Genomic DNA, 21536 nt, shown 5'->3' on the forward strand with positions numbered 1-21536 from the left:
GCTTGCCAAAGAATCCCACCGAACCAGGATCAGTTATGGCTGAATTCAAAGAAATTTCCCCCGATGCCCCGCTCGCCGTCAAGGCGATGAACTGGGTCGACAACCGGTTTCCCGCCAGCAAGCTCTACAAAGAGCACATGAGCGAGTACTACGCACCGAAGAACTTCAACTTCTGGTACGTCTTCGGCTCGCTGGCCATGCTGGTGCTGGTCATCCAGATCGTCACCGGCATCTTCCTGACGATGAACTACAAGCCCGATGCCGCGCTGGCCTTCGGCTCTGTCGAATACATCATGCGCGACGTGCCCTGGGGCTGGCTGATCCGCTACATGCACTCCACCGGTGCTTCGGCCTTCTTCGTGGTGGTCTACCTGCACATGTTCCGCGGCCTGCTCTACGGCAGCTACCGCAAGCCGCGTGAGCTGGTCTGGATCTTCGGCTGCGCGATTTTCCTGTGCCTGATGGCCGAGGCCTTCATGGGCTACCTGCTGCCATGGGGCCAGATGAGCTACTGGGGTGCCCAGGTGATCGTCAACCTGTTTGCCGCCATCCCTTTCATCGGCCCTGACCTGGCGCTGCTGATCCGCGGCGACTATGTGGTCGGCGACGCGACGCTGAACCGCTTCTTTGCTTTCCACGTCATCGCCGTGCCGCTGGTGCTGCTGGGCCTGGTGGCTGCGCACATCATCGCACTGCATGAAGTCGGCTCCAACAACCCTGACGGCGTTGAAATCAAGGGCCCGAATGCACCGAAGGACGCCGCAGGCCACCCGCTCGACGGCATTCCCTTCCACCCTTATTACACGGTGCACGACATCTTTGGTGTGAGCGTCTTCCTGATGATCTTCACGGCGATCATCTTTTTCGCGCCCGAGTTCGGCGGCTACTTCCTGGAGTACAACAACTTCATCCCGGCCGACCCGCTGAAGACGCCGGCACACATCGCACCGGTCTGGTACTTCACGCCTTACTACTCCATGCTGCGCGCCATCACCGGTGAAATGGCCGGTGCGCTGGGCATCATCGCGATCGTCGCCGCAGTGCTTGCCGCCCGCAAACTCTCCGGCATCTTCAAACCGGCGGTGCTGGTGATTGCCATTGGCGCGGCCTTGCTGCTGGGCCTGCTGCCTTCCATCGCCAACTGGATCGGCCTGGTCATTCCCTCCGCCGGCGCCGGCATCGCGCAAGGCCTGGATGCGCTGGCCAAACCGCTGGCCGGCGTGCCTTTCCTGGGCGAGCTCTGGGGCATGATGATCAAGGGTATCGACGCCAAGTTCTGGGGCGTGGTCGTGATGGGTGGTGCGGTCATCATCCTGTTCTTCCTGCCATGGCTGGACCATAGCCCGGTCAAGTCCATCCGCTACCGCCCTGACTGGCACAAATACCTCTACGGCATTTTTGTCGTGAATTTCCTGGTGCTCGGTTACCTGGGCGTTCAGCCGCCATCGGCCATCGGTGAGCGCGTGTCCCAGCTCGGCACCCTGTTCTATTTTGGTTTCTTCCTTTTGATGCCGTGGTGGAGCCGCCTGGGTACGCCCAAAACGCCGCCTGACCGTATTATTTTCCACGGTCACTAAGCAGGAGATAACAACAATGAAAAAACTGATTTTTTCCCTGATCGCGGCCCTCGGCCTGGTTGCCGGTGCACACGCTTCCGAAGGCGGTATTGCCTGGGACAAGGCACCGAACAACACGAATGACCTGGGCTCGCTGCAAAACGGTGCCAAGCTGTTCGTCAATTACTGCCTGAACTGCCACTCCGCTGCTTTCATGCGCTTTAACCGCCTGAAAGACATCGGCCTGACCGAGCAGCAAATCAAGGACAACCTGCTGTTCACGACCGAAAAAGTCGGCGACACCATGAAGGCCGCGATTGATCCCAAGCAGGCGAAGGACTGGTTCGGCGGCAATCCGCCCGACCTGACCGTGATTGCACGTTCGCGATCGGGTGCCGGCGGCACGGGTGCCGACTATCTTTACACCTACCTGCGCAGCTACTACCCCGACAACACCAAAGCCACGGGCTGGAACAACCGCGCTTTCCCGAGTGTGGCCATGCCGCATGTGCTGTGGGAACTGCAGGGTACGCGCGAGCCGCAGTACGACTACAAGGAAGAGCACGGCCACAAAGTGGAGATTTTTAAAGGTTGGAAGCAGCTCACCCCCGGCACCATGACGCAGTTGCAGTATGACGAGGCGATGGGCGACCTTGTGGGCTACCTGCAATGGATGGGCGAGCCGGCCCAGAACACCCGTATTCGTGTCGGCGTCTGGGTGCTGATTTTCCTTCTCGGCTTGACCTTTGTTGCCTGGCGCCTGAATGCGGCGTTCTGGAAAGACGTCAAGTAATTTTTCGCCGGGGCTAAGCTCCCGGCACCTTCTGGAGTGGATGCTTTCAATGTATCCACTCCTTTGCATTTAGGAGTTCCGCACCATGATGGTCCTTTATTCAGGCACGACCTGCCCCTTCTCGCACCGCTGCCGTTTTGTGCTGTTTGAAAAGGGCATGGATTTCGAAATCCGCGATGTTGACCTGTACAACAAGCCGGAAGACATCAATGTGATGAACCCATACGGGCAGGTACCTATCCTGGTCGAGCGCGACCTGATCCTGTACGAATCGAACATCATTAACGAGTACATCGACGAGCGCTTTCCGCACCCGCAACTCATGCCCGGCGACCCGGTTGACCGTGCGCGCGTGCGCCTCTTCCTGCTGAACTTCGAAAAAGAACTGTTCGTCCATGTCAGCACGCTGGAATCGCGCGCCTCCAAAGGCAACGAAAAGGCGCTTGAAAAAGCCCGTTCGCACATCCGCGACCGCCTGACGCAGCTCGCACCGATCTTCCTGAAAAACAAGTTCATGCTCGGCGACAACTTCTCCATGCTGGACGTGGCGATTGCTCCGTTGCTGTGGCGACTGGACTACTACGACATTGACCTGTCGAAAAATGCCGCACCGCTGCTCAAGTATGCGGAACGCATTTTTTCGCGCCCCGCCTATATCGAAGCACTGACGCCGTCCGAAAAGGTCATGCGAAAGTAATGGCCCCCACGCTTGTCGCTTCGCGTACTGCGCTGCCCCCCGAGGGGGCGCTGCGCCTGCGGCCCGGCGAAGCCGGTTCCGCGGCCCCGGCTGGCGAAGAGTGTGACACGCTGTTTCGGATTTAACTTGGCCGAATTCATGAACGCCCTGGACTCCACGTCGACCCGCCCTTATTTGATACGGGCCTTGTACGAGTGGTGCACCGACAACGGCTTCACGCCTTATGTGGCCGTGTCGGTGGACGACACCGTGCAGGTGCCGCGCGAGTACGTCAAGAACAACGAGATCGTGCTCAACATCAGTTTTGACGCGACCTCGTCGCTCAAGCTCGGCAACGATTTCATCGAGTTCAAGGCGAGGTTTGCCGGTAGTGCCCGGGAAATCATGGTGCCCATCAGCCACGTGATTGCGATCTATGCCCGTGAAAACGGGCAAGGCATGGCCTTTCCCATGGTTGCGGCTTCCGCCGGTCCGGTTTCCGGCGCTGAGGCGGGCGCCGAAGGCCCTCATGGCGCACCTCCGGTGGCTGCCGCGCCGGCTGCGCATCCGCACAATCCGGCGGAAGGCCCGGAAAAGATCATGCAGCTGGTGCCCGAAAGCAACGCTGATACGCAAGCCGATGACGGTTCCGAGCCGCCGGATCCGCCCAAGTCGCCGCGCACACGGCCTTCACTGAAACGGGTCAAGTAAAATAGCTTTGTGCCGCTTTAGCTCAGTTGGTAGAGCAACCGCCTTGTAAGCGGTAGGTCGTCAGTTCGATTCCGACAAGCGGCACCATTTCCCCTTTCCTGTTGCCTTCCCCATGCCATATGGGTACCATACGCTACGAAATTGGTAGCAGGCAATGTGATCAACATGCGGGCCAGGACGTATTGAGGCTTCTGTGAGCCGGTCTGGACGACTACTTTTTGGCTATTAGTATCTTGAGCCGAATTGATGTAACCTTCCAACCTTTGCCGAGAAGGCGCGCCTGGATCAGGGGGAGCAACTGCCGGATTTTTGCAGCAGCCGCATTGCCATTTACCAGCAGGCACCAGGTTTCACCGTCAATCGGTCCGGCCTGGACGGCGGGCCGCAGGGCTTCAGGAAGCAGCGATTCAATGGCCTTGAGCCTTTCGCCGGACTCCTGAACGAGCTCCGTCAGCCGTGCCAGGGAAGGTGAATTCCCGGCCGCCTGGTAAACGGAAAGCGCCTGGGGAAGGCGCCGGTCAGTGGTCATGATGGGCAGATAGCAGCCTGGCAAGCGCAAGCTGAAAAAAAAGAGGTAGACAAGTGCATTTGATTATCACGGATGCGTGGCTGGCGAAAAGCCGGGCCATTTATTTAAGCGGTACCAAACTGGTGCTGGCCGGCTTTGTCGCCGCCCTGGCGCTCATGCTCGTGGCTGCGGGTCTCTATCACTGGGTGTTCCTCAAGGGAGCCCGGGAGGGCTGGCCGGTCGTCGGCTCACTGGTCAAACTCATGGTCAAGGACGAATTCGACCAGCGCGACCGCTTCATGCGCGAAAACCTCGACGTCATGGCCAGGCGGGTCGGCGAAATGCAGGCCAAGATGATGCAGCTCGAAGCGCTCGGCGAGCGGGTGTCGGGCCTGGCAGGGGTCAGCCCGAATGACATCAAGGTGACGCCCGGCCGCGGTGGCGTGCTGGTGGCGGGTCCCTCGCTGACCATGGAAGAGCTGCAAGCCACCCTGGCTGACCTGGACAAACTGACTGACCAGCGCGTGGACCTCATGACCGTGATGGAGTCGCGCCTCTTCGACCAGAAGATCAAGAAAATGATGGTTCCCACCCAGGAACCGGTGGCCGGTGGCAATCTGGGCTCACCTTTCGGCTGGCGCATTGACCCGATGAACGGGCGCTCGGCCTTGCACACCGGCTTGGATTTCCCGTCCGAGCCGGGTACCGCGATACTGGCCGCCGCAGGCGGTGTGGTCGTCACGCAGGAATACCACCCCGCCTACGGCAACATGGTGGAAATCGACCACGGCAACGAACTCGTCACACGCTACGCCCATGCGTCCCGCGTGCTGGTCAAAAAAGGCGACCTGATTAAGCGTGGCCAGAAGATTGCAGAAGTGGGCACCACGGGCCGTTCCACCGGTCCGCACCTGCATTTCGAGGTGCTGGTCCAGGGTGTCTTCCAGGACCCGCAAAAATTCCTGACCGCAGGGCAAAAACTGCCCGGGCCCACGGTGGCAGCGGTTTCTCCGCGTCCGGCTGTGCCGGCTCCCCAGCTGCCGCGCCCCCACTAGGCGCTTGCCGTTGCCGTGCCACGTGCACGGCTTTTGGTTTGCCGCTGAGGTTTTACGGCGGCGGGCCATGCGACTCCCTTGGCAGAGTTAAAATCAGGGGTTTGGGCCCAGTTGAAGTAACTGTTGGCGCCCACACCTAGGTTCCGTACACAAAAAGGGATTTCGGCCGCATTGCCTAGCTCGCGGGAGCGGTCAAAGGCGGCCTCGCATTTATGGCTTCCAACATCCTGACCAAAATTTTCGGCAGCCGCAACGACCGCCTGCTCAAAACCTACCGCAAAACCGTAGAACGCATCAATGCGCTGGAACTCGAGTATGAGAAACTGAGCGACGACCAGCTGCGCACCAAAACCCAGGAATTCAAAGACCGGGTGGCCGCAGGCGAAGAACTCGATGCCATTCTTCCCGAAGCTTTTGCCGTGGTCCGTGAGGGCAGCAAACGCGTCATGAAGATGCGTCACTTTGACGTGCAAATGCTGGGCGGCATGTCGCTGCACAACGGCAAGATTTCCGAAATGCGCACCGGGGAGGGCAAGACCCTTACCGCCACGCTGCCGGTCTACCTCAACGCACTGACCGGAAAAGGCGTGCATGTGGTGACGGTCAATGACTACCTGGCCAGCCGCGACGCGCGCTGGATGGGCAAGCTCTACAACTTCCTGGGCCTCACCGTAGGCATCAACCTGCCCAACATGTCGCGCGAGGAAAAGCAGGCAGCCTACGGCTCCGACATCACCTACGGCACCAACAACGAGTACGGCTTTGACTACCTGCGCGACAACATGGTCTACGAGGTGGCTGACCGCGTGCAGCGCGGCCTGAATTACGCCATCGTTGACGAGGTCGATTCGATCCTGATCGACGAAGCCCGCACGCCGCTCATCATCAGCGGCCAGGCTGAAGACCACACCGAGATGTATCTGGCGATGAACAAGGTTGTGCCCTTGCTGACGCGCCAGGAAGGCGAAGCCGACCCGCGCACCGGCGAAGGCGTGACCAAGCCCGGCGACTACACCATCGACGAGAAAACCCACCAGGTCTTCCTGACCGAGCAAGGCCATGAGAACGCCGAGCGCCTGCTGTTCAACCTGGGCCTGATTCCCGAAGGCGCCACGCTGTACGATCCGGCCAATATTTCGCTGATGCACCACCTGTATGCAGCGCTGCGCGCCAACCTGCTGTACCACCGTGACCAGCACTATGTGGTTCAGGACGGCGAGGTCGTGATCGTTGACGAGTTCACCGGCCGCCTGATGTCGGGCCGCCGCTGGAGCGACGGCCTGCACCAGGCTGTCGAAGCCAAGGAAGGCGTGCAGATCCAGGCTGAGAACCAGACGCTGGCCTCCATCACCTTCCAGAACTATTTCCGCCTGTACAGCAAGCTGGCCGGCATGACCGGAACGGCCGACACCGAAGCCTACGAATTCCAGGAAATCTACGGCCTCGAAACCACGGTCATCCCGCCCAACCGCGTCAGCCGCCGCGACGACCAGCTGGACCGCGTCTACAAGACCACCCGCGAGAAGTACGAAGCCGCGATCAAGGACATCCGTGAATGCTATGAGCGCGGCCAGCCCGTGCTGGTCGGCACGACGTCCATTGAGAACTCCGAAATCATCGACCAGTTGCTGATCAAGGAGAACCTGCCGCACCAGGTGCTCAACGCCAAGCAGCATGCCCGCGAGGCCGACATCATTGCCCAGGCCGGGCGGCCGAAAATGATCACCATCGCCACCAACATGGCGGGCCGCGGCACCGACATCGTGCTGGGCGGCAATGTTGAAAAATTGATTGAAGCGGTTGAAACGGACGAGTCGCTCGATGTGGCGGCCAGGGAAGCGGAAATCACCCGTCTGCGCGCGGTCTGGAAAGAAGAGCATGAGCAGGTTACCTCCCTGGGCGGCTTGCGCATCATCGCGACCGAACGCCACGAATCGCGCCGTATCGACAACCAGCTGCGCGGCCGTTCGGGCCGCCAGGGCGACCCCGGTTCATCGCGCTTTTATTTGAGCCTGGACGACCCGCTGATGCGCATCTTCGCGGGCGACCGCGTCAAGGCCATCATGGAGCGGCTCAAGATGCCCGATGGCGAGGCTATCGAGGCGGGCATTGTGACCCGCAGCATCGAGTCGGCCCAGCGCAAGGTGGAAGCGCGCAACTTCGACATCCGCAAGCAGTTGCTGGAATACGATGACGTAGCCAATGACCAGCGCAAGGTGATTTACCAGCAGCGCAACGACATCATGGATGCGGCCAACCTGCAGGCGCAAATCGCTTCCCTGCGCGAAGGCTGTTTTACCGACCTGGCGCGGCAGTATGTGCCGGTTGAAAGCGTTGAAGAGCAGTGGGACATCGCCGGGCTCGAGAACGTGCTGCGCGACGAATGGCAGATCGAGTTGCCCCTGCGCCAGGAGCTGGAAGCCGCGACCGCCATCACCGACGACGAAGTCGTGGAAAAAGTCATTGCCGCGGCCAACGCCGCATTCGCCGACAAGGTCGAGAAAATCGGCGAAGAAAACTTCACGCAGTTCGAACGCATCGTCCTGCTGCAGAGCATCGACAGCCACTGGCGTGAACACCTGAGCGCCCTCGACTACCTGCGCCAGGGCATTCACCTTCGCGGCTATGCGCAGAAGCAGCCCAAGCAGGAATACAAGCGCGAAGCGTTTGAGCTCTTCGGCCAGCTGCTCGACAGCGTGAAGAACGAAGTCACCAAGGTGCTGATGACGGTCAAGATCCAGTCGGGTGAACAGCTGGAGCAGGCCGCCGAGGAAATGGAAAGCCGGGCCGAGAACATCACCAACGTCACCTACACCGCACCCACTGAAACCGGTGAGGTGGAAACGACGCTGGACAGCGAATCGCAGCGCCGCGCGTCGTCCATACCGGCTGACGAAGTGCCGCGTGTGGGCCGCAACGACCCTTGCCCTTGCGGCTCGGGCAAGAAGTACAAAAACTGCCACGGCCGACTGAACTGAGCACCGCGCTGCGCTGAACACTGCCGATTTAACCCTGATTTTCCGGAGTCCTGGAACATGCCCGTCAATCTGGTTGCCACGCCCGCCGCGGACCTTTACCCTGTGCCCGGCGTGCGCTGGGGCATCACCGAAGCGGGCATCCGCAAGGCCAATCGCAAAGACCTTTCGGTACTGCTGCTCGACGAGGGTGCCTCGGTCGGGGCCGTCTTTACGCAAAACCGCTTTTGTGCGGCGCCCGTGCAGATCTGCCGTGAGCACCTGGCCAAAAATGGCGGCAAGACGGCCGGCATACGCGCCATGCTCATCAACACCGGCAATGCCAACGCCGGCACCGGCGACGACGGCCTGAGCCGCGCGCACGCCAGCTGCATCGCACTTGCCCGGCTGCTGGACATTGCACCTGAGCAGATCCTGCCGTTTTCCACCGGCGTCATCATGGAGCCGCTGCCGAACGACCGCATCGCGGCCGGCCTGCCTGCCGTACTGGAGGCTGCCAAGGCCGACAACTGGGGCAACGCCGCCGAAGCCATCATGACGACGGATACGGTCGCCAAGGCTTTCTCCGCGCGCGTGAAGATTGCAGGCGCCGACGTCACCATCACCGGCATCAGCAAGGGCGCCGGCATGATCCGGCCCAACATGGCCACCATGCTGGGCTTCATGGCCACCGATGCCTGCGTTGCCCAGCCGCTCATGGCGCAGCTGGCCACAGAACTGGCCGAAGGGTCATTCAACCGCGTGACTGTCGACGGCGACACCTCAACCAACGACTCGTTCGTCGTGATGGCCACCAACAAGGCGAAGCACCCGCCCATCACTTCACTCGACAGCGCAGAAGGCAAGGCCCTGCGCGCTGCCATGCTGGACATTGCCCGCAAGCTGGCCCAAGCCATCGTGCGCGACGGCGAAGGCGCCACCAAGTTCATCACCGTCGCCGTCGAAGGCGGCAAGACCGGCGAAGAGTGCCGCAAGGTGGCCTATGCGATCGCGCATTCGCCGCTGGTGAAAACCGCCTTCTTCGCCAGCGACCCCAACCTCGGCCGCATCCTGGCGGCCGTCGGTTACGCCGGGATCGACGACCTGGACCAGACCCGCATCGACCTGTACCTGGACGATGTGCTGGTCGCCAAAAACGGTGGCCGCCACCCTGGCTACGTGGAGGCCGACGGCCAGCGTGTGATGAAACAAAGCGAGATCACTGTGCGCGTGGTGCTGGGCCGGGGCGATGCAGCCGACACCGTCTGGACCTGCGATCTCTCCTATGACTACGTCAAAATCAACGCGGATTACCGCAGCTAGTCCGGCCGAGCATGAACGAGCAGTTTGAACGCCTGATCACCCGCGTCGAGTCCCTGATGGCGCGGATTGAATCCGTGCTGCCGCAACCGCTCACCGCGCCGGACTGGAGCGCTTCGATTGCCTACCGCTACCGCAAGCGCAGCTCCGGCCACGGCTCGCTGGAGCCGGTGCGCCACATCGGCAACATGAGCCTGGGCGACCTCAAGGAAATCGAGGACCAGAAGGAAAAGATCCGGCGCAACACCGAGCAGTTTGTCAGCGGCAAGCCCGCCAACAACGTGCTGCTGACCGGCGCGCGCGGCACCGGCAAGTCCTCGCTGATCAAGGCCTGCCTCAATGAATATTCGGCGCGCGGCCTGCGGCTGATCGAGGTCGACAAAGCCGACCTGACTGACCTGCCGGACATCGTCGACGTTGTGTCCGGACTGCCCGAAAAATTCATCGTCTTTTGCGACGACCTGAGTTTTGAAGAAGGCGAGCCCGGCTACAAGGCGCTCAAGTCCATCCTCGATGGTTCTGTGGCAGCGGCGACGCCCAATGTGCTGATCTACGCGACCAGCAACCGGCGCCACCTGCTGCCCGAGTACATGACCGAAAACCTCACCTACACCCACGGCGACGATGGTGAGGTGCATCCCGGTGAAGTGGTCGAAGAAAAGATTTCGCTGTCCGAGCGCTTTGGCCTGTGGGTCAGTTTTTACCCCTTCACCCAGGACGAATACCTGACCATCGTCGCGCAGTGGCTGTCGTCCTTCGGCGTGGGCCCCGACGCAATTGCGGCCGCGAGGCCCGCATCGCTGGTCTGGGCGCTGGAGCGCGGCTCACGCAGCGGCCGCGTGGCCTACCAGTTCGCCCGCGACTACGCCGGCCGCGATAGTGCCAGCCGGCCCGTGGCGGCTGCACCCATCGCGGCGTATGAGCGGCCGGGCGCTGCGGTGGCTGCTGCGTCGCCCGACGGCGACCACGCTCCCGACCATTCGACATGAGCGTGCTGGTCGCCGACGGCGAGCGCCCGCGCGAGGGCGGTGTGGACCGCAAGGTGGTCGACGTGGCCGTCGGCGTGCTGATCCGGCCCAATGGCGATTTCCTCCTCACCTCACGCCCACCGGGCAAGGTCTACGAAGGTTATTGGGAATTTCCGGGCGGCAAGCTCGAAGCCGGTGAAACGGTCGAAGAAGCCTTGCGCCGCGAACTGCAGGAAGAAATCGGCGTCACCATAGGCGCCGCCCAACCCTGGAAAGTCGAAATGGTCGACTATCCGCACGCCTTGGTCCGCCTCAACTTCTGCAAGGTCTTCGACTGGACCGGCGAACTCCACATGCACGAAGGCCAGTCCTTTGCCTGGCAAAACCTGCCGGTGACAGTGCAGCCAGTGCTGCCGGGCACGGTGCCTGTGCTGGACTGGTTTGCCGCAGAAAAATAGAACACCCCCGTTCAGGCTCACTTCGTGTAGCCTGCTCCCCCCTTGCAGGGGGCGGCGCCTGCGGCCCGGCAAAGCCGAAAACTAAGTTCACCCCGTCGGACGCTCACTGCGTGTAGCGCCTTCCCCCTTCCAGGGGCGGCGCCTGCGGACTGGCAGAGCCAGATCCGCGGCCCCTGCTGGCAAGGCAGCCGACCGCTATTAAATTTATAGCTGCTTGCGCTTGCCAGTATTGGGCTAGAGGCACTATTCATGGGTAAAAAGAGGCCAAAAAGCCCCTTTTAGGCACCAAAATGCCTTCAAGACCCGTTGTGTCGGCCGCCAAACGGCGCTAAGACCCGGTTTTCAGGCATCAAATAGCGCCTCAGCCCAATAGTGGCAAGCGCAAGCAGCTATTGAATTGATAGCGGTGTTTTGCCAGCAGGGGCCGCAGGTCCGGCTTTGCCGGCCTGCAGGCGCCGCCCCCTGCAAGGGGGAAAGGGGCTACACGCAGTGAGCCCCGATGGGGGTGTGCCTAGAACTCCCAGGCTTTGCTCGCCCCCATCACGGCATTGGGGTAGGGCGACTTGCCCCGCGATCCGTTGTAGCGGCCCAGGCCCATGAAGAGGTCGCCGCGTTCGCGGTCCAGGTAGTGGCGCAGGATCACGCAGCCAAAGCGCAGGTTGGTCTGCATGTGAAAGAGTTTGGAGGGGTCGCCGTCGCCGATCACACGCGTCCAGAAAGGCATGACCTGCATGTAGCCGCGCGCGCCGACGTTGCTAACCGCGAATTTGCGGAAATTGCTTTCGACCTGGATCAGGCCCAGCACCAGTGTGGTGTCCAGCCCGGCGCGGCGGCTTTCGTACCAGACGGTTTGCAAAAACTCCTTGCGGATTTGCCACTCGGGTTTTTTCTTCTTGAGCCGCTCGCTCATGGCGCCCAGCCAGCGCAGGTAGGCGAGCCGGCTTTCGGTGTCCTTGAACTCGGGCACGGGAGGTGCCTGGTTGGCAATCGCCGAACTCAAAGCCGTGCGCACCGAGTCGATCAGCGGCTCTTCCACCTGCGCGCCGGCATGCGCCTGCTGTGCCAGCAGCAGCGGGCTGAGGGCGATGGGCAGGGCCTGCAGGCAGCTTCGCCTGGAAATCCCCTGCGCCATGGCCGGGGCGGCACCGGATGCGGACAGGGTCAATGAGCGCACGGAAACCATTGGGCCGTCAAAGCGCCAGCTTTCCCTTGAGGAAATCAAAGGCGCCGGCAACGTCGATCTTGCTCGAAGCCGCATCGCGCCGGTGCTGGTATTCGAGCTGGCCGTCTTTGAGGCCGCGGTCGCCGATGGTGACGCGGTGCGGCACGCCAATCAGTTCCCAGTCGGCAAACATGGCGCCGGGCCGTTCGCCGCGGTCGTCCAGGATCACGTCCACGCCGGCTGCAAGCAGTTCGGCGTAAAGCTTGCTGGCGGCCGCTTCGACTTCGGGAAAGCGGTCGGGGCTGATGGGGCACAGCACCACGGTGAAAGGCGCAATCGCGTCGGGCCAGATGATGCCGCGCTCGTCGTGGTTTTGTTCGATGGCGGCGGCCGGCAGGCGCGTGATGCCGATGCCGTAGCAACCCATTTCCAGGAATTGGGGCTTGCCGTTTTCACCGAGGAAGGTGGCGTTCATGGCCTGGCTGTATTTGGTGCCGAGGTAGAACACGTGGCCGACCTCGATGCCGCGCTCAATCACCAGCGCACCCTTGCCGTCGGGCGAAGGGTCGCCCGCAACCACGTTGCGGATGTCGGCCACCAGTTCGGGCTCGGGCAGGTCGCGGCCCCAGTTGACGCCGGTGGTGTGGAAGTCCACTTCGTTGGCGCCGCACACCCAGTCGGCCATGGCCGCGACTTCGCGGTCCGCCACCAGCTTGACGGGTTTCTTCAGGTTGAGCGGGCCGAGGTAGCCAGGCTTGCAGCCGAAATGGTCTTCAATTTCCGGCAGGGTGGCAAAGCGAAAGTCCGCCAGGCCCGGCACCTTGCCAACCTTGACCTCGTTCATGTCGTGGTCGCCGCGCAGCAGCAGCAGCCAGACCTGCGTCTTGATGACCTTGCCGGTTTCATCCATCTGGTCGGTGGCCAGTACCAGCGACTTGACGGTGGAAGCGAGCGGGATGCCCAGCAGTTCCGCCACGTCGGCGCAGGTGGCTTTGCCGGGCGTGGCGGTTTTGGTCAGCGCCTGGGAAGCGGCCTTGCGTGCGCCCTGGGGCGCCAGCGCCTCGGCTTTTTCCATGTTGGCGGCGTAGTCGCTGCCGGGGCAATACACGATGGCGTCTTCGCCGGTGGCGGCGATCACCTGGAACTCTTCGCTGAGGTCACCGCCAATGGCGCCGCTGTCCGCCGCGACGGCGCGGTAGGTCAGGCCGAAGCGGTCAAAAATCTTGCGGTAGGCCGCGGCCATGACCTGGTAGCTGGCCTTGGCGCTCGCCTGGTCGCGGTCGAAGCTGTAGGCATCCTTCATGATGAACTCGCGTCCGCGCATCAGGCCGAAGCGCGGCCGGCGCTCGTCGCGGAACTTGGTCTGGATCTGGTACAGGTTTTTGGGCAGCTGCTTGTAGCTCTTGATGTCCTGGCGCATCACATCGGTGACGACTTCCTCGCTGGTCGGCTGGACGACAAAGTCGCGGCCGTGGCGGTCCTTGATGCGCAGCAGCTCGGGGCCCATTTTTTCAAAGCGGCCGGTTTCCTGCCAGAGCTCGGCCGGCTGGATCACCGGCATGGTCATTTCGATCGCGCCGGCGCGATTCATTTCCTCGCGCACGATGGCCTCGACCTTGCGGATCACGCGCAGGCCCATCGGCATGTAGTTGTACACGCCGGCGCCCAGTTTCTTGATCATGCCGGCCCGCATCATGAGCTGGTGGCTGACGACTTCCGCGTCGGCAGGCGCTTCCTTGAGGGTGGAAATAAAGAACTGGGAGGCTTTCATGGGCGGTTTTCGGGGATTCCGGGGTTGGAAAAAGGGATGGAAAAGAGTCGAAAAGGGGGCAGGAAAGGAACGGGAAAGGGGTGCTGCAGCCCGCTGTGCGCTTGGCGCTGGGGCCTTCGCTGTGCATAATGGACTCAGTTTAAAAAATTGAGGTTTGATTATGCTTGACCGGGACGGCTTTAGGCCCAACGTCGGCATCATCTTGCTCAACCAGAGAAGTCAGGTATTTTGGGGCAAACGTATCCGTACCCACTCGTGGCAATTTCCGCAGGGTGGCATTGACCGGGGCGAAAATCCCGAGCAGGCCATGTACCGCGAGTTGCATGAAGAAGTGGGGCTGATGCCGCAGCATGTGAATGTGCTGGCCCGAACCCGAGACTGGTTGCGCTATGAGGTGCCTGACCGGTTCATCCGCCGCGATGCGCGCGGACATTACAAAGGCCAGAAACAAATCTGGTTCCTGCTGCAACTGGTTGGCCACGACTGGGACTTGAACCTGCGCGCCACAGACCATCCGGAGTTCGATGCCTGGCGCTGGAACGACTACTGGGTGCCGCTGGACGTGGTGGTCGAGTTCAAGCGTGGCGTGTACGAAATGGCCCTGACCGAGCTGTCGCGGTTCGTTCCGCGCACGGACGCGCGTTTCGAGCAACGCCCCGACCACCGCAACCGTTATTTGCGCGGGGGATTGCATCAGCGTGACCATGCGGGCCAGGCCGGCGAGGGCGGTTTACCGACCGCTGGCGAGCCCTTTCATGCACCAATGACACGGCTGGGAGCGTCTTTCGAACTGCCGCCCGGCGCCACTTTTGAACCCGATCCGCAGACCAGCCTGGATGCGAACAGCCAACCAACCAAACCATGAATCTCAAACCCGCCCTTGTGGCCGCCGCACTTTTGCTGGGCATCAGCTGTACATCGTGGGCCGTCGCCCCGCTGGAAGATCCCGAAGAGTGGAAAGAAGACAGCGTCTCGGCGCCGCCGGCCTTCGACCTCACCAAACTCGTCACGTTTGAGGTGTCGCCCAATTCCCAGCTGGTGTACGGTGTGGACCCTGCGACCATCCAGATTTCGAACAAGGACAGCGTCGTGCGCTACGTGATCGTGGCCTCCAATGCCAGCGGCGCGCGCAATGTGATGTACGAAGGCATACGCTGCAGCACCGGTGAATTCAAGACATACGCCCGTTATTCAGACGGCAAATGGACCAACGTCAGCAAGCCCGAATGGAAGTCGGTGTTCGGCAACATGCCGTCCAAGCATGCCTTTCGTTTGGCCAGGGCCGGCGCCTGCGACAGCGCGGCACCTGTGCAAACAGTGGACCTGATGGTGTCGCGGCTGAAGAACCCGAACTTCAGGACCCGGGAATAAGGCACAGGAAGCAGGGCCGCAGCCGGCAAAGCCTAGCGGGTCAATACCAGGTTGGTGCGGTGAACCATCTCGGGCTCGCCGGTGTAGCCCAGCAGTTTTTCGAACTCTGACGATGCCTTGCGGCAGATCATGCGGGCTTCGGCGCTCGAATAATTGGCCAGGCCGCGCGCGATCTCGGCGCCTCCGGGGTCCCTGATGGCGATGACATCGCCGCGCGAAAACTCCCCCTGAACGGCCGTCATGCCGATGGGCAGCAGGCTTTTGCCCTCATCGCGCACCTTGCCCACGGCGCCTGCGTCCACCGTGACTGAGCCCCGCATTTGCAGGTGATCGGCCATCCATTGTTTGCGTGCCTGCATCTTCTGGGTTTGCGCCACCAGCAGCGTGCCGATGGGCTCGCCTCGGGTCAGCCGGACCAGTGCTTGCGGCTCGCGGCCCCAGGCGATAACTGTCGATGCGCCTGAGCCCGCGGCGCGTTTGGCGGCCAGGATCTTGGTGATCATGCCGCCCTTGCCGATGCTGGAACCTGCGCCTCCCGCCATGGTCTCCAGCGCTGCGTCGCCGGCCTTGGCCTCATGCACAAACTGCGCGGCCGGGTCCTTGCGCGGATCGGCGGTGTAGAGGCCGCGCTGGTCTGTGAGGATGACCAGCGCGTCGGCTTCCACCAGGTTGGCGACCAGTGCGCCCAGCGTGTCGTTGTCGCCAAACTTGATCTCGTCATTGACGACGGTGTCGTTTTCATTGATGACAGGCACCACGCCAAGCTGCAACAGCGCCAGCAGGGTGGAGCGCGCATTGAGGTAGCGTTCGCGGTCTGCCAGATCGGCGTGCGTCAGCAGGACCTGGGCGCTGCCGATGCCGTTTTCGCGCAGCTTGGTTTCATAAACCTGTACCAGACCCATCTGGCCCACGGCGGCGGCGGCCTGCAGCTCATGGATGGCCTTGGGCCGCGTTGCCCAGCCGAGGCGTTTCATGCCCTCGGCAATGGCGCCGCTGCTGACCATGATGACCTCCCGGCCGTCCTTCACGAGGGCTGCCAGCTGCTCGCACCACTGGCCGATGGCCACGGAATCCAGCCCGCGCCCTTCGTTGGTGACCAGGCTGGAGCCCACCTTCACCACGATGCGTTTGGCGTTGCGCAGGACCAAGGAGCCGGTTTGTTCTTGCATTTAAGTGTATTTTAGGGCTCTAGCCCAATCAGGGCGGGCGCAAGCAGCTATCGTTTATATAGCAAATGCCGGCGGCGTTTGCCCGGAAATCAGCGGGGAAAGGCCGTTACGGGGATTCCGGCGGCAGTTCGGCAAATCGCGGATCAACCTCTTCCACCGGCTGCTCGCTTTTCTGGACTTGCTTGACGTGCTGGTAAATGGTTTTGACCAGCTGCTCGCAACCCTCGCGCGTCAAGGCCGAGATTTCGAAGACGGGGCCCTTGAACTTGAAGCGCTTGACGAAATCCTTCACCAGCGCGGCACGTTTGTCCTTGTCCACCATGTCGAGCTTGTTGAGGACGAGCCAGCGTGGTTTGTCGTAAAGGGCTTCGTCGTATTTTTTGAGTTCGCCCACAATTGCCTTGGCTTGCGCCACCGGGTCCACGCCTTCATCGAAAGGCGCCATATCGACAATATGCAACAGCAGGCGGGTGCGCTGCAGATGCCGGAGGAACAGGTGGCCCAGGCCGGCGCCTTCCGAAGCACCCTCGATAAGGCCGGGCAGATCGGCCACCACGAAGCTTTGTTCCGGGCCCACGCGTACCACGCCGAGGTTGGGATGCAGGGTGGTGAAAGGGTAGTCTGCAATGCGCGGGCGCGCGTTCGACACGGCCGAAATGAAGGTGGACTTGCCGGCATTGGGCATGCCCAGCAAGCCGACGTCGGCCAGTACCTTGAGTTCGAGCTTGAGGCTCTTGCGCTCGCCGGGCCAGCCGGGTGTCTTGCTGCGTGGCGCGCGGTTGGTCGAGCTTTTGAAGCGCAGGTTGCCGAAGCCGCCGTCGCCGCCCTTGGCGATCAGCACCTGTTCACCGGGAACCAGCAATTCGTAAAGTACTTCCCCGGTTTCGCCATCGGTCAGGATGGTTCCGACCGGCATCTTCAGGATGATGTCGTCGCCCTTGGCGCCGAACATGTCCGAACCCATGCCATGCTGGCCGTTACGGGCCTCGTGGCGGCGTGAAAACCGGAAGTCCACCAGCGTGTTCAGGTTGATGTCGGCCACCGCGTACACATGACCGCCGCGTCCGCCGTCGCCGCCGTTTGGGCCGCCGAACTCCTTGTACTTTTCGTGGCTGAAGGAGACGCAGCCACTCCCGCCATCGCCTGCGGCAATGTCAATAAAGGCTTCGTCAACAAATTTCATGATGGAGTGCTGCGGTTAAAACAGGGGGCGTCAGGGGCCGGAGATCAAGTTTACAAACAAAAAAGCCCCGACAGGTCGGGGCTTCGTTTCAGTCGAAGTGACTTATCGAAGTGATCAGCTTACGCCGGGGTCACATTCACGGTGTGCTTGTTCAGCGCACCCTTGATGGAAAACGAGACCGAGCCGTCAACCAGCGCGAACAGCGTGTGGTCCTTGCCGATGCCGACATTGACGCCTGGGTGGAACTTGGTGCCGCGCTGGCGCACGATGATGCTGCCTGCGTTAATGACTTCACCGCCAAATTTCTTGACGCCGAGCATTTTGGGCTGTGAATCACGCCCGTTTCGCGTAGAGCCGCCGCCTTTTTTCTGTGCCATTTTTCGTTACTCCTGGTACGTCCCTGTTCAACCGGCGATGGCGCCGATTTGCAGTTCCGTGTAGTTTTGCCGGTGGCCCTGACGCTTTTGGTAGTGCTTGCGACGGCGCATTTTGAAAATGCGAACCTTGTCGTGCCTACCCTGGGAAAGGACAGTGACTGTAACAGTGGCGCCGGACACCAAGGGCGTACCAACCGTGATTGTGCTGCCGGTGCCGACAGCCAATACCTGGTCAATAACGATCTCTTGGCCTACGTCCGCAGCAATCTGTTCTACTTTAATTTTTTCTCCAGTAGCAACCTTGTATTGTTTGCCACCGGTTTTTATGACCGCGTACATGTAAGACCTCTTTATTGAGTTCTGCAGACGGATTTCCGCAGAGCCCAATATTCTAGCATGCCGGGCCAAAATTGGCCAGCCGCCCGTTTTCCGGGCTTTTTCGGGCCGAATGTGGGGACTGGGCCGGGTATGGCGGGCGGGGGTCTTCCTATAATCTGCCCAAACTTACGTCTGGATCCGCCTTTTGTCTGCCAATTCTTCAAGCACCGCCGCAGCCCTCGCCCTGATTGCAGACGACATGCGGGGAATGGACGCCGTCATCGAGCTTCGCCTGAAGTCCGAGGTGCCCCTTGTAAGCCAGGTCTCCCGGTACATCGTTGCGGCCGGCGGCAAGCGGTTGCGGCCGGCTCTGTTGCTTTTGATGTGCGGCGCTTTGGGATACAAAGAGGCTCAGCGCTACAACCTCGCCGCCGTCGTCGAGTTCATCCATACCGCAACGCTTCTGCATGATGATGTGGTGGACGAGTCCACGTTGCGCCGCGGGCGAGCAACCGCCAACGAAGCCTTTGGCAACCCTGCCAGCGTTCTGGTGGGTGATTTTCTGTATTCCCGGGCCTTCCAGATGATGGTCGAAGCTGGCGATATGCGTGTCATGCAAACCCTTGCCGAGGCAACCAACGTGATCGCCGAGGGCGAGGTGCTGCAACTTATGAACATGCACGACGCGACACTGTCGGAGGAGGGCTACCTCCGGGTGATCCGCTCCAAGACGGCCAAGCTGTTCGAAGCCAGCGCCCGCCTGGCGGCCTTGCTGGCCCAGTCGCCGCCAGCCATTGAGCAAAGCTGCGCAGACTACGGCCAGGCACTGGGCACCGCATTCCAGGTGATCGACGACGTGCTGGACTACGACGGGGATGTGTCTGAGATGGGGAAGAACCTGGGCGACGATTTACGCGAAGGCAAGGCGACACTTCCGCTGATCATCGCCATGCAGCGAGGTACCGGGGCTGAGCGTACGACCATCCGGCAGGCAATTGAGACGGGTGGCACGGACCAGATGACACAGATCATCGCCATCGTGCAACAGACCGGAGCGCTGCAGGCCACCCGGGATGCTGCGGCTGTAGAAGCACAGCGCGCGCTGAATGCCTTGCAGGCCCTGCCCCAAAACATTTACAGTAATGCCCTGATGCAGCTGGCCTCCCAATTGCTGGAAAGGCGTTTCTGACGGCTGCCGGATCGGGGTGTAGCTTAGCCTGGTAGAGCGCTACGTTCGGGACGTAGAGGCCGGAGGTTCGAATCCTCTCACCCCGACCAAAAATATCCTGGCCTTGGCCGTATGTGTGCGTTTCTTCGCATACTTCCAACGCCGGGCAGGCCTCTGGCGCGTTTTCGATTTACACCTTGTAATCTATAAGCGATGATACCTATTTAAGCCTATCCAGAGAATCCATGGCCGCTGTCGACACTGCTATTAACCAACCACCATCCATGGCATTGCCAGGTCTGGGTCGGGCCTTGGTGGTTGCGGGGAAGCTGGGTCAAAAGGCTGCTGAAGACATCTTTCGCAAAGCCCAAACGGGGCGCACCAGCTTCATCGCCGAACTGACGGGCTCCGGAGCGGTTTCCGCGTCTGACTTGGCGCACACCATGTCGACCGCCTTCGCGGCGCCTTTGCTTGACCTGGACGCCATAGACATACAGCGCCTGCCCAAGGGACTGCTCGATTCCAAAATCTGTGCAACGTACCGTATCGTTGTTCTGAGCAAACGCAATAACCGGCTGATTGTTGCAACGGCAGATCCATCTGACCAGGAGGCGGCCGAAAAAATCAAGTTTTCCACCCAGATGGGGGTCGACTGGGTCATCGCCGAATACGACAAGCTGTCCAAGCTGTCGGAAGTATCCAACACCAGCGCCTCTGAGGCGATGGAAAGCATCATCGGCGATGACTTTGAGTTTGATGAAACCAGTGTGGATTCTGGCGCAACCGAAGATGAAGCGGGTGTCTCCGAAGTTGAGGACGCTCCGGTTGTCAAATTTCTCCAGAAGATGCTGCTTGATGCTTTCAGCATGCGCGCTTCCGACCTGCATTTCGAGCCGTTTGAGCATACCTACAGGGTGCGCTTCCGGGTGGACGGCGAATTGCGCGAAATCGCGTCACCACCGGTCGCCATCAAGGAAAAGCTCGCCGCGCGCATCAAGGTTATCTCCAAGCTGGATATCTCGGAAAAACGCGTACCGCAAGACGGCAAAATGAAACTCAAGATCGGCCCCGACCGGGTCATCGATTTCCGGGTGAGCACCTTGCCGACCATGTATGGCGAAAAAATCGTTATCCGTATTCTGGATCCGAGCAGCGCCAAGCTGGGCATTGATGCACTGGGGTATGAAACGATTGAAAAAGAGCGCCTGATGGCCGCCATTCAGCGACCCTACGGCATGGTGCTGGTGACGGGGCCCACGGGTTCCGGTAAAACCGTGTCGCTGTACACCTGCCTGAATATTCTGAACAAGCCGGGTGTCAACATTGCCACCGCTGAGGATCCCGCCGAAATCACATTGCCCGGTGTCAACCAAGTCAGCATGAATGACAAGGCCGGCATGACTTTTTCTGTCGCGCTCAAAGCCTTTTTGCGGCAGGATCCGGACATCATCATGGTCGGTGAGATTCGCGATCTTGAAACGGCTGATATCGCCATCAAGGCCGCGCAGACCGGCCACATGGTCATGTCCACGCTGCATACGAACGACGCACCCACCACGTTGACGCGTATGCGCAACATGGGCATTGCTCCTTTTAATATTGCCTCAAGCGTGATCCTGATCACGGCCCAGCGCCTTGCGCGCCGGCTTTGCCCCAACTGCAAGTCTCCTGCTGATATCCCTCGCGAGACATTGCTGGAGGCCGGTTTCAAAGAGGATGACGTCGACGGCTCGTGGACGCCGTATCGGCCTGTGGGTTGCTCCATGTGCACAAATGGTTACAAGGGGCGTGTCGGTATTTATCAGGTGATGCCGATTTCCGAGGAAATCCAGCGTATTGTCCTTCGCGACGGAAGTGCGCTTGAAATCGCTGCGCAGGCTGAACTCGAAGGGGTCCGAAGCCTGCGCCAGTCCGGATTGCAAAAAGTTAAACTCGGAATGACCTCACTGGAAGAGGTTTTGGGTTGCACGAATGTTTAAATTTGCTCACGCAAAGTGCTGATTAATCGGCGTCTGTAG

The 21536-nt window shown here is 60.9% G+C and carries 20 protein-coding genes and 2 tRNA genes; 15 read left to right on the forward strand and 7 right to left on the reverse strand.

Annotated elements, in window-relative coordinates; genetic code table 11:
- Nucleotides 1–35: 35 nt before the first annotated feature.
- The 5 genes from AC1DVV_RS19160 to AC1DVV_RS19180 all read left to right on the forward strand — a co-directional run bounded on the left by AC1DVV_RS19160 (nucleotide 36) and on the right by AC1DVV_RS19180 (nucleotide 3823).
- Nucleotides 36–1577: a cytochrome b gene (locus AC1DVV_RS19160; protein WP_477666062.1), complete on the forward strand. Its 1542-nt coding sequence runs from the start codon at nucleotides 36–38 to the stop codon at nucleotides 1575–1577.
- Nucleotides 1578–1593: 16 nt separating this feature from the next.
- Entirely contained in the window at nucleotides 1594–2349 is a 756-nt protein-coding gene (locus AC1DVV_RS19165; RefSeq protein ID WP_477666063.1) for a cytochrome c1, read from the forward strand.
- A gap of 85 nt (nucleotides 2350–2434) precedes the next feature.
- The gene (locus tag AC1DVV_RS19170; protein ID WP_007868077.1) at nucleotides 2435–3046 is read left to right on the forward strand and encodes a glutathione S-transferase N-terminal domain-containing protein; all 612 of its coding nucleotides are present in this window, start codon (nucleotides 2435–2437) and stop codon (nucleotides 3044–3046) included.
- Between the two features lie 138 nt (nucleotides 3047–3184).
- Nucleotides 3185–3736: a ClpXP protease specificity-enhancing factor gene (locus AC1DVV_RS19175; RefSeq protein WP_477707237.1), complete on the forward strand. Its 552-nt coding sequence runs from the start codon at nucleotides 3185–3187 to the stop codon at nucleotides 3734–3736.
- Nucleotides 3737–3747: 11 nt separating this feature from the next.
- A tRNA-Thr gene (locus AC1DVV_RS19180) sits at nucleotides 3748–3823 on the forward strand.
- Between the two features lie 124 nt (nucleotides 3824–3947).
- Here AC1DVV_RS19180 and AC1DVV_RS19185 read toward each other — a convergent pair.
- Complete coding sequence (locus tag AC1DVV_RS19185) at nucleotides 3948–4265, reverse strand: hypothetical protein (protein ID WP_477649133.1); 318 nt, start codon at nucleotides 4263–4265, stop codon at nucleotides 3948–3950.
- A 53-nt stretch (nucleotides 4266–4318) separates the two neighbouring features.
- Here AC1DVV_RS19185 and AC1DVV_RS19190 point away from each other — a divergent pair, with 53 nt between their 5' ends.
- The 5 genes from AC1DVV_RS19190 to AC1DVV_RS19210 all read left to right on the forward strand — a co-directional run bounded on the left by AC1DVV_RS19190 (nucleotide 4319) and on the right by AC1DVV_RS19210 (nucleotide 10999).
- Entirely contained in the window at nucleotides 4319–5299 is a 981-nt protein-coding gene (locus tag AC1DVV_RS19190) for a M23 family metallopeptidase (RefSeq protein ID WP_457279690.1), read from the forward strand.
- Nucleotides 5300–5511: 212 nt separating this feature from the next.
- Nucleotides 5512–8277, forward strand: a complete 2766-nt coding sequence (gene secA, locus AC1DVV_RS19195; protein ID WP_477701732.1) for a preprotein translocase subunit SecA — start codon at nucleotides 5512–5514, stop codon at nucleotides 8275–8277.
- Nucleotides 8278–8334: 57 nt separating this feature from the next.
- Entirely contained in the window at nucleotides 8335–9576 is a 1242-nt protein-coding gene (argJ, locus tag AC1DVV_RS19200) for a bifunctional glutamate N-acetyltransferase/amino-acid acetyltransferase ArgJ (protein ID WP_477701733.1), read from the forward strand.
- An 11-nt stretch (nucleotides 9577–9587) separates the two neighbouring features.
- Nucleotides 9588–10562, forward strand: a complete 975-nt coding sequence (locus tag AC1DVV_RS19205; RefSeq protein ID WP_477707238.1) for an ATP-binding protein — start codon at nucleotides 9588–9590, stop codon at nucleotides 10560–10562.
- Entirely contained in the window at nucleotides 10559–10999 is a 441-nt protein-coding gene (locus AC1DVV_RS19210) for an NUDIX domain-containing protein (RefSeq protein WP_457279686.1), read from the forward strand. Before AC1DVV_RS19205 ends, AC1DVV_RS19210 begins: the two co-directional genes overlap by 4 nt.
- Nucleotides 11000–11510: 511 nt before the next feature.
- On the opposite strand, the gene AC1DVV_RS19215 is transcribed toward AC1DVV_RS19210, so the two are convergent.
- Nucleotides 11511–12182, reverse strand: coding sequence for a lytic transglycosylase domain-containing protein (locus tag AC1DVV_RS19215; protein ID WP_477701735.1), 672 nt, complete (start codon nucleotides 12180–12182; stop codon nucleotides 11511–11513).
- A gap of 7 nt (nucleotides 12183–12189) precedes the next feature.
- Nucleotides 12190–13932: a proline--tRNA ligase gene (locus AC1DVV_RS19220; RefSeq protein ID WP_477666066.1), complete on the reverse strand. Its 1743-nt coding sequence runs from the start codon at nucleotides 13930–13932 to the stop codon at nucleotides 12190–12192.
- Nucleotides 13933–14092: 160 nt separating this feature from the next.
- On the opposite strand from AC1DVV_RS19220, the gene AC1DVV_RS19225 reads away from it, so the two are divergent.
- Both AC1DVV_RS19225 and AC1DVV_RS19230 read left to right on the forward strand, forming a co-directional pair.
- Nucleotides 14093–14797: an RNA pyrophosphohydrolase gene (locus AC1DVV_RS19225; protein ID WP_457279683.1), complete on the forward strand. Its 705-nt coding sequence runs from the start codon at nucleotides 14093–14095 to the stop codon at nucleotides 14795–14797.
- On the forward strand, nucleotides 14794–15303 hold the full coding sequence (locus AC1DVV_RS19230; protein WP_477690021.1) for a CNP1-like family protein: 510 nt from the start codon (nucleotides 14794–14796) through the stop codon (nucleotides 15301–15303). Before AC1DVV_RS19225 ends, AC1DVV_RS19230 begins: the two co-directional genes overlap by 4 nt.
- Nucleotides 15304–15335: 32 nt before the next feature.
- Here AC1DVV_RS19230 and proB read toward each other — a convergent pair whose 3' ends face one another.
- From proB to rplU, 4 genes are all read right to left on the reverse strand, one after another.
- A complete protein-coding gene (proB, locus tag AC1DVV_RS19235) occupies nucleotides 15336–16472 on the reverse strand; it encodes a glutamate 5-kinase (RefSeq protein WP_457279681.1) in 1137 nt (378 codons plus the stop codon).
- Between the two features lie 106 nt (nucleotides 16473–16578).
- Nucleotides 16579–17655 carry an Obg family GTPase CgtA gene (gene cgtA, locus AC1DVV_RS19240; protein ID WP_457279680.1) on the reverse strand — a complete coding sequence of 359 codons (1077 nt, stop codon included), beginning with the start codon at nucleotides 17653–17655 and terminating at the stop codon, nucleotides 16579–16581.
- Between the two features lie 119 nt (nucleotides 17656–17774).
- Nucleotides 17775–18032 carry a 50S ribosomal protein L27 gene (rpmA, locus tag AC1DVV_RS19245; protein ID WP_457279679.1) on the reverse strand — a complete coding sequence of 86 codons (258 nt, stop codon included), beginning with the start codon at nucleotides 18030–18032 and terminating at the stop codon, nucleotides 17775–17777.
- Between the two features lie 27 nt (nucleotides 18033–18059).
- Nucleotides 18060–18371, reverse strand: coding sequence for a 50S ribosomal protein L21 (rplU, locus tag AC1DVV_RS19250; RefSeq protein WP_122955355.1), 312 nt, complete (start codon nucleotides 18369–18371; stop codon nucleotides 18060–18062).
- 184 nt (nucleotides 18372–18555) lie between these two features.
- Between rplU and AC1DVV_RS19255 the strand changes: the two genes are divergently transcribed.
- From AC1DVV_RS19255 to pilB, 3 genes are all read left to right on the forward strand, one after another.
- Complete coding sequence (locus AC1DVV_RS19255; RefSeq protein ID WP_457279678.1) at nucleotides 18556–19539, forward strand: polyprenyl synthetase family protein; 984 nt, start codon at nucleotides 18556–18558, stop codon at nucleotides 19537–19539.
- A gap of 12 nt (nucleotides 19540–19551) precedes the next feature.
- Nucleotides 19552–19628: transfer RNA gene (locus AC1DVV_RS19260), tRNA-Pro, on the forward strand.
- A gap of 135 nt (nucleotides 19629–19763) precedes the next feature.
- A complete protein-coding gene (gene pilB, locus AC1DVV_RS19265) occupies nucleotides 19764–21497 on the forward strand; it encodes a type IV-A pilus assembly ATPase PilB (RefSeq protein WP_457279677.1) in 1734 nt (577 codons plus the stop codon).
- Nucleotides 21498–21536: the final 39 nt, after the last annotated feature.

The organism is Polaromonas sp. P3_B4, assembly GCF_056402835.1.

What these genes read in the sequence shown, in the direction of transcription:
- argJ (WP_477701733.1), top strand. Translation starts at nt 8,335, where the DNA reads ATGCCCGTCAATCTGGTTGCCACGCCCGCCGCGGACCTTTACCCTGTG.
- proB (WP_457279681.1), bottom strand. Translation starts at nt 16,472, where the DNA reads ATGCAAGAACAAACCGGCTCCTTGGTCCTGCGCAACGCCAAACGCATC.
- AC1DVV_RS19210 (WP_457279686.1), top strand. Translation starts at nt 10,559, where the DNA reads ATGAGCGTGCTGGTCGCCGACGGCGAGCGCCCGCGCGAGGGCGGTGTG.
- AC1DVV_RS19215 (WP_477701735.1), bottom strand. Translation starts at nt 12,182, where the DNA reads ATGGTTTCCGTGCGCTCATTGACCCTGTCCGCATCCGGTGCCGCCCCG.
- AC1DVV_RS19225 (WP_457279683.1), top strand. Translation starts at nt 14,093, where the DNA reads ATGCTTGACCGGGACGGCTTTAGGCCCAACGTCGGCATCATCTTGCTC.
- AC1DVV_RS19185 (WP_477649133.1), bottom strand. Translation starts at nt 4,265, where the DNA reads ATGACCACTGACCGGCGCCTTCCCCAGGCGCTTTCCGTTTACCAGGCG.
- AC1DVV_RS19170 (WP_007868077.1), top strand. Translation starts at nt 2,435, where the DNA reads ATGATGGTCCTTTATTCAGGCACGACCTGCCCCTTCTCGCACCGCTGC.
- rpmA (WP_457279679.1), bottom strand. Translation starts at nt 18,032, where the DNA reads ATGGCACAGAAAAAAGGCGGCGGCTCTACGCGAAACGGGCGTGATTCA.
- AC1DVV_RS19175 (WP_477707237.1), top strand. Translation starts at nt 3,185, where the DNA reads ATGAACGCCCTGGACTCCACGTCGACCCGCCCTTATTTGATACGGGCC.
- AC1DVV_RS19160 (WP_477666062.1), top strand. Translation starts at nt 36, where the DNA reads ATGGCTGAATTCAAAGAAATTTCCCCCGATGCCCCGCTCGCCGTCAAG.
- AC1DVV_RS19205 (WP_477707238.1), top strand. Translation starts at nt 9,588, where the DNA reads ATGAACGAGCAGTTTGAACGCCTGATCACCCGCGTCGAGTCCCTGATG.
- secA (WP_477701732.1), top strand. Translation starts at nt 5,512, where the DNA reads ATGGCTTCCAACATCCTGACCAAAATTTTCGGCAGCCGCAACGACCGC.
- pilB (WP_457279677.1), top strand. Translation starts at nt 19,764, where the DNA reads ATGGCCGCTGTCGACACTGCTATTAACCAACCACCATCCATGGCATTG.
- AC1DVV_RS19230 (WP_477690021.1), top strand. Translation starts at nt 14,794, where the DNA reads ATGAATCTCAAACCCGCCCTTGTGGCCGCCGCACTTTTGCTGGGCATC.
- rplU (WP_122955355.1), bottom strand. Translation starts at nt 18,371, where the DNA reads ATGTACGCGGTCATAAAAACCGGTGGCAAACAATACAAGGTTGCTACT.
- AC1DVV_RS19220 (WP_477666066.1), bottom strand. Translation starts at nt 13,932, where the DNA reads ATGAAAGCCTCCCAGTTCTTTATTTCCACCCTCAAGGAAGCGCCTGCC.
- AC1DVV_RS19165 (WP_477666063.1), top strand. Translation starts at nt 1,594, where the DNA reads ATGAAAAAACTGATTTTTTCCCTGATCGCGGCCCTCGGCCTGGTTGCC.
- cgtA (WP_457279680.1), bottom strand. Translation starts at nt 17,655, where the DNA reads ATGAAATTTGTTGACGAAGCCTTTATTGACATTGCCGCAGGCGATGGC.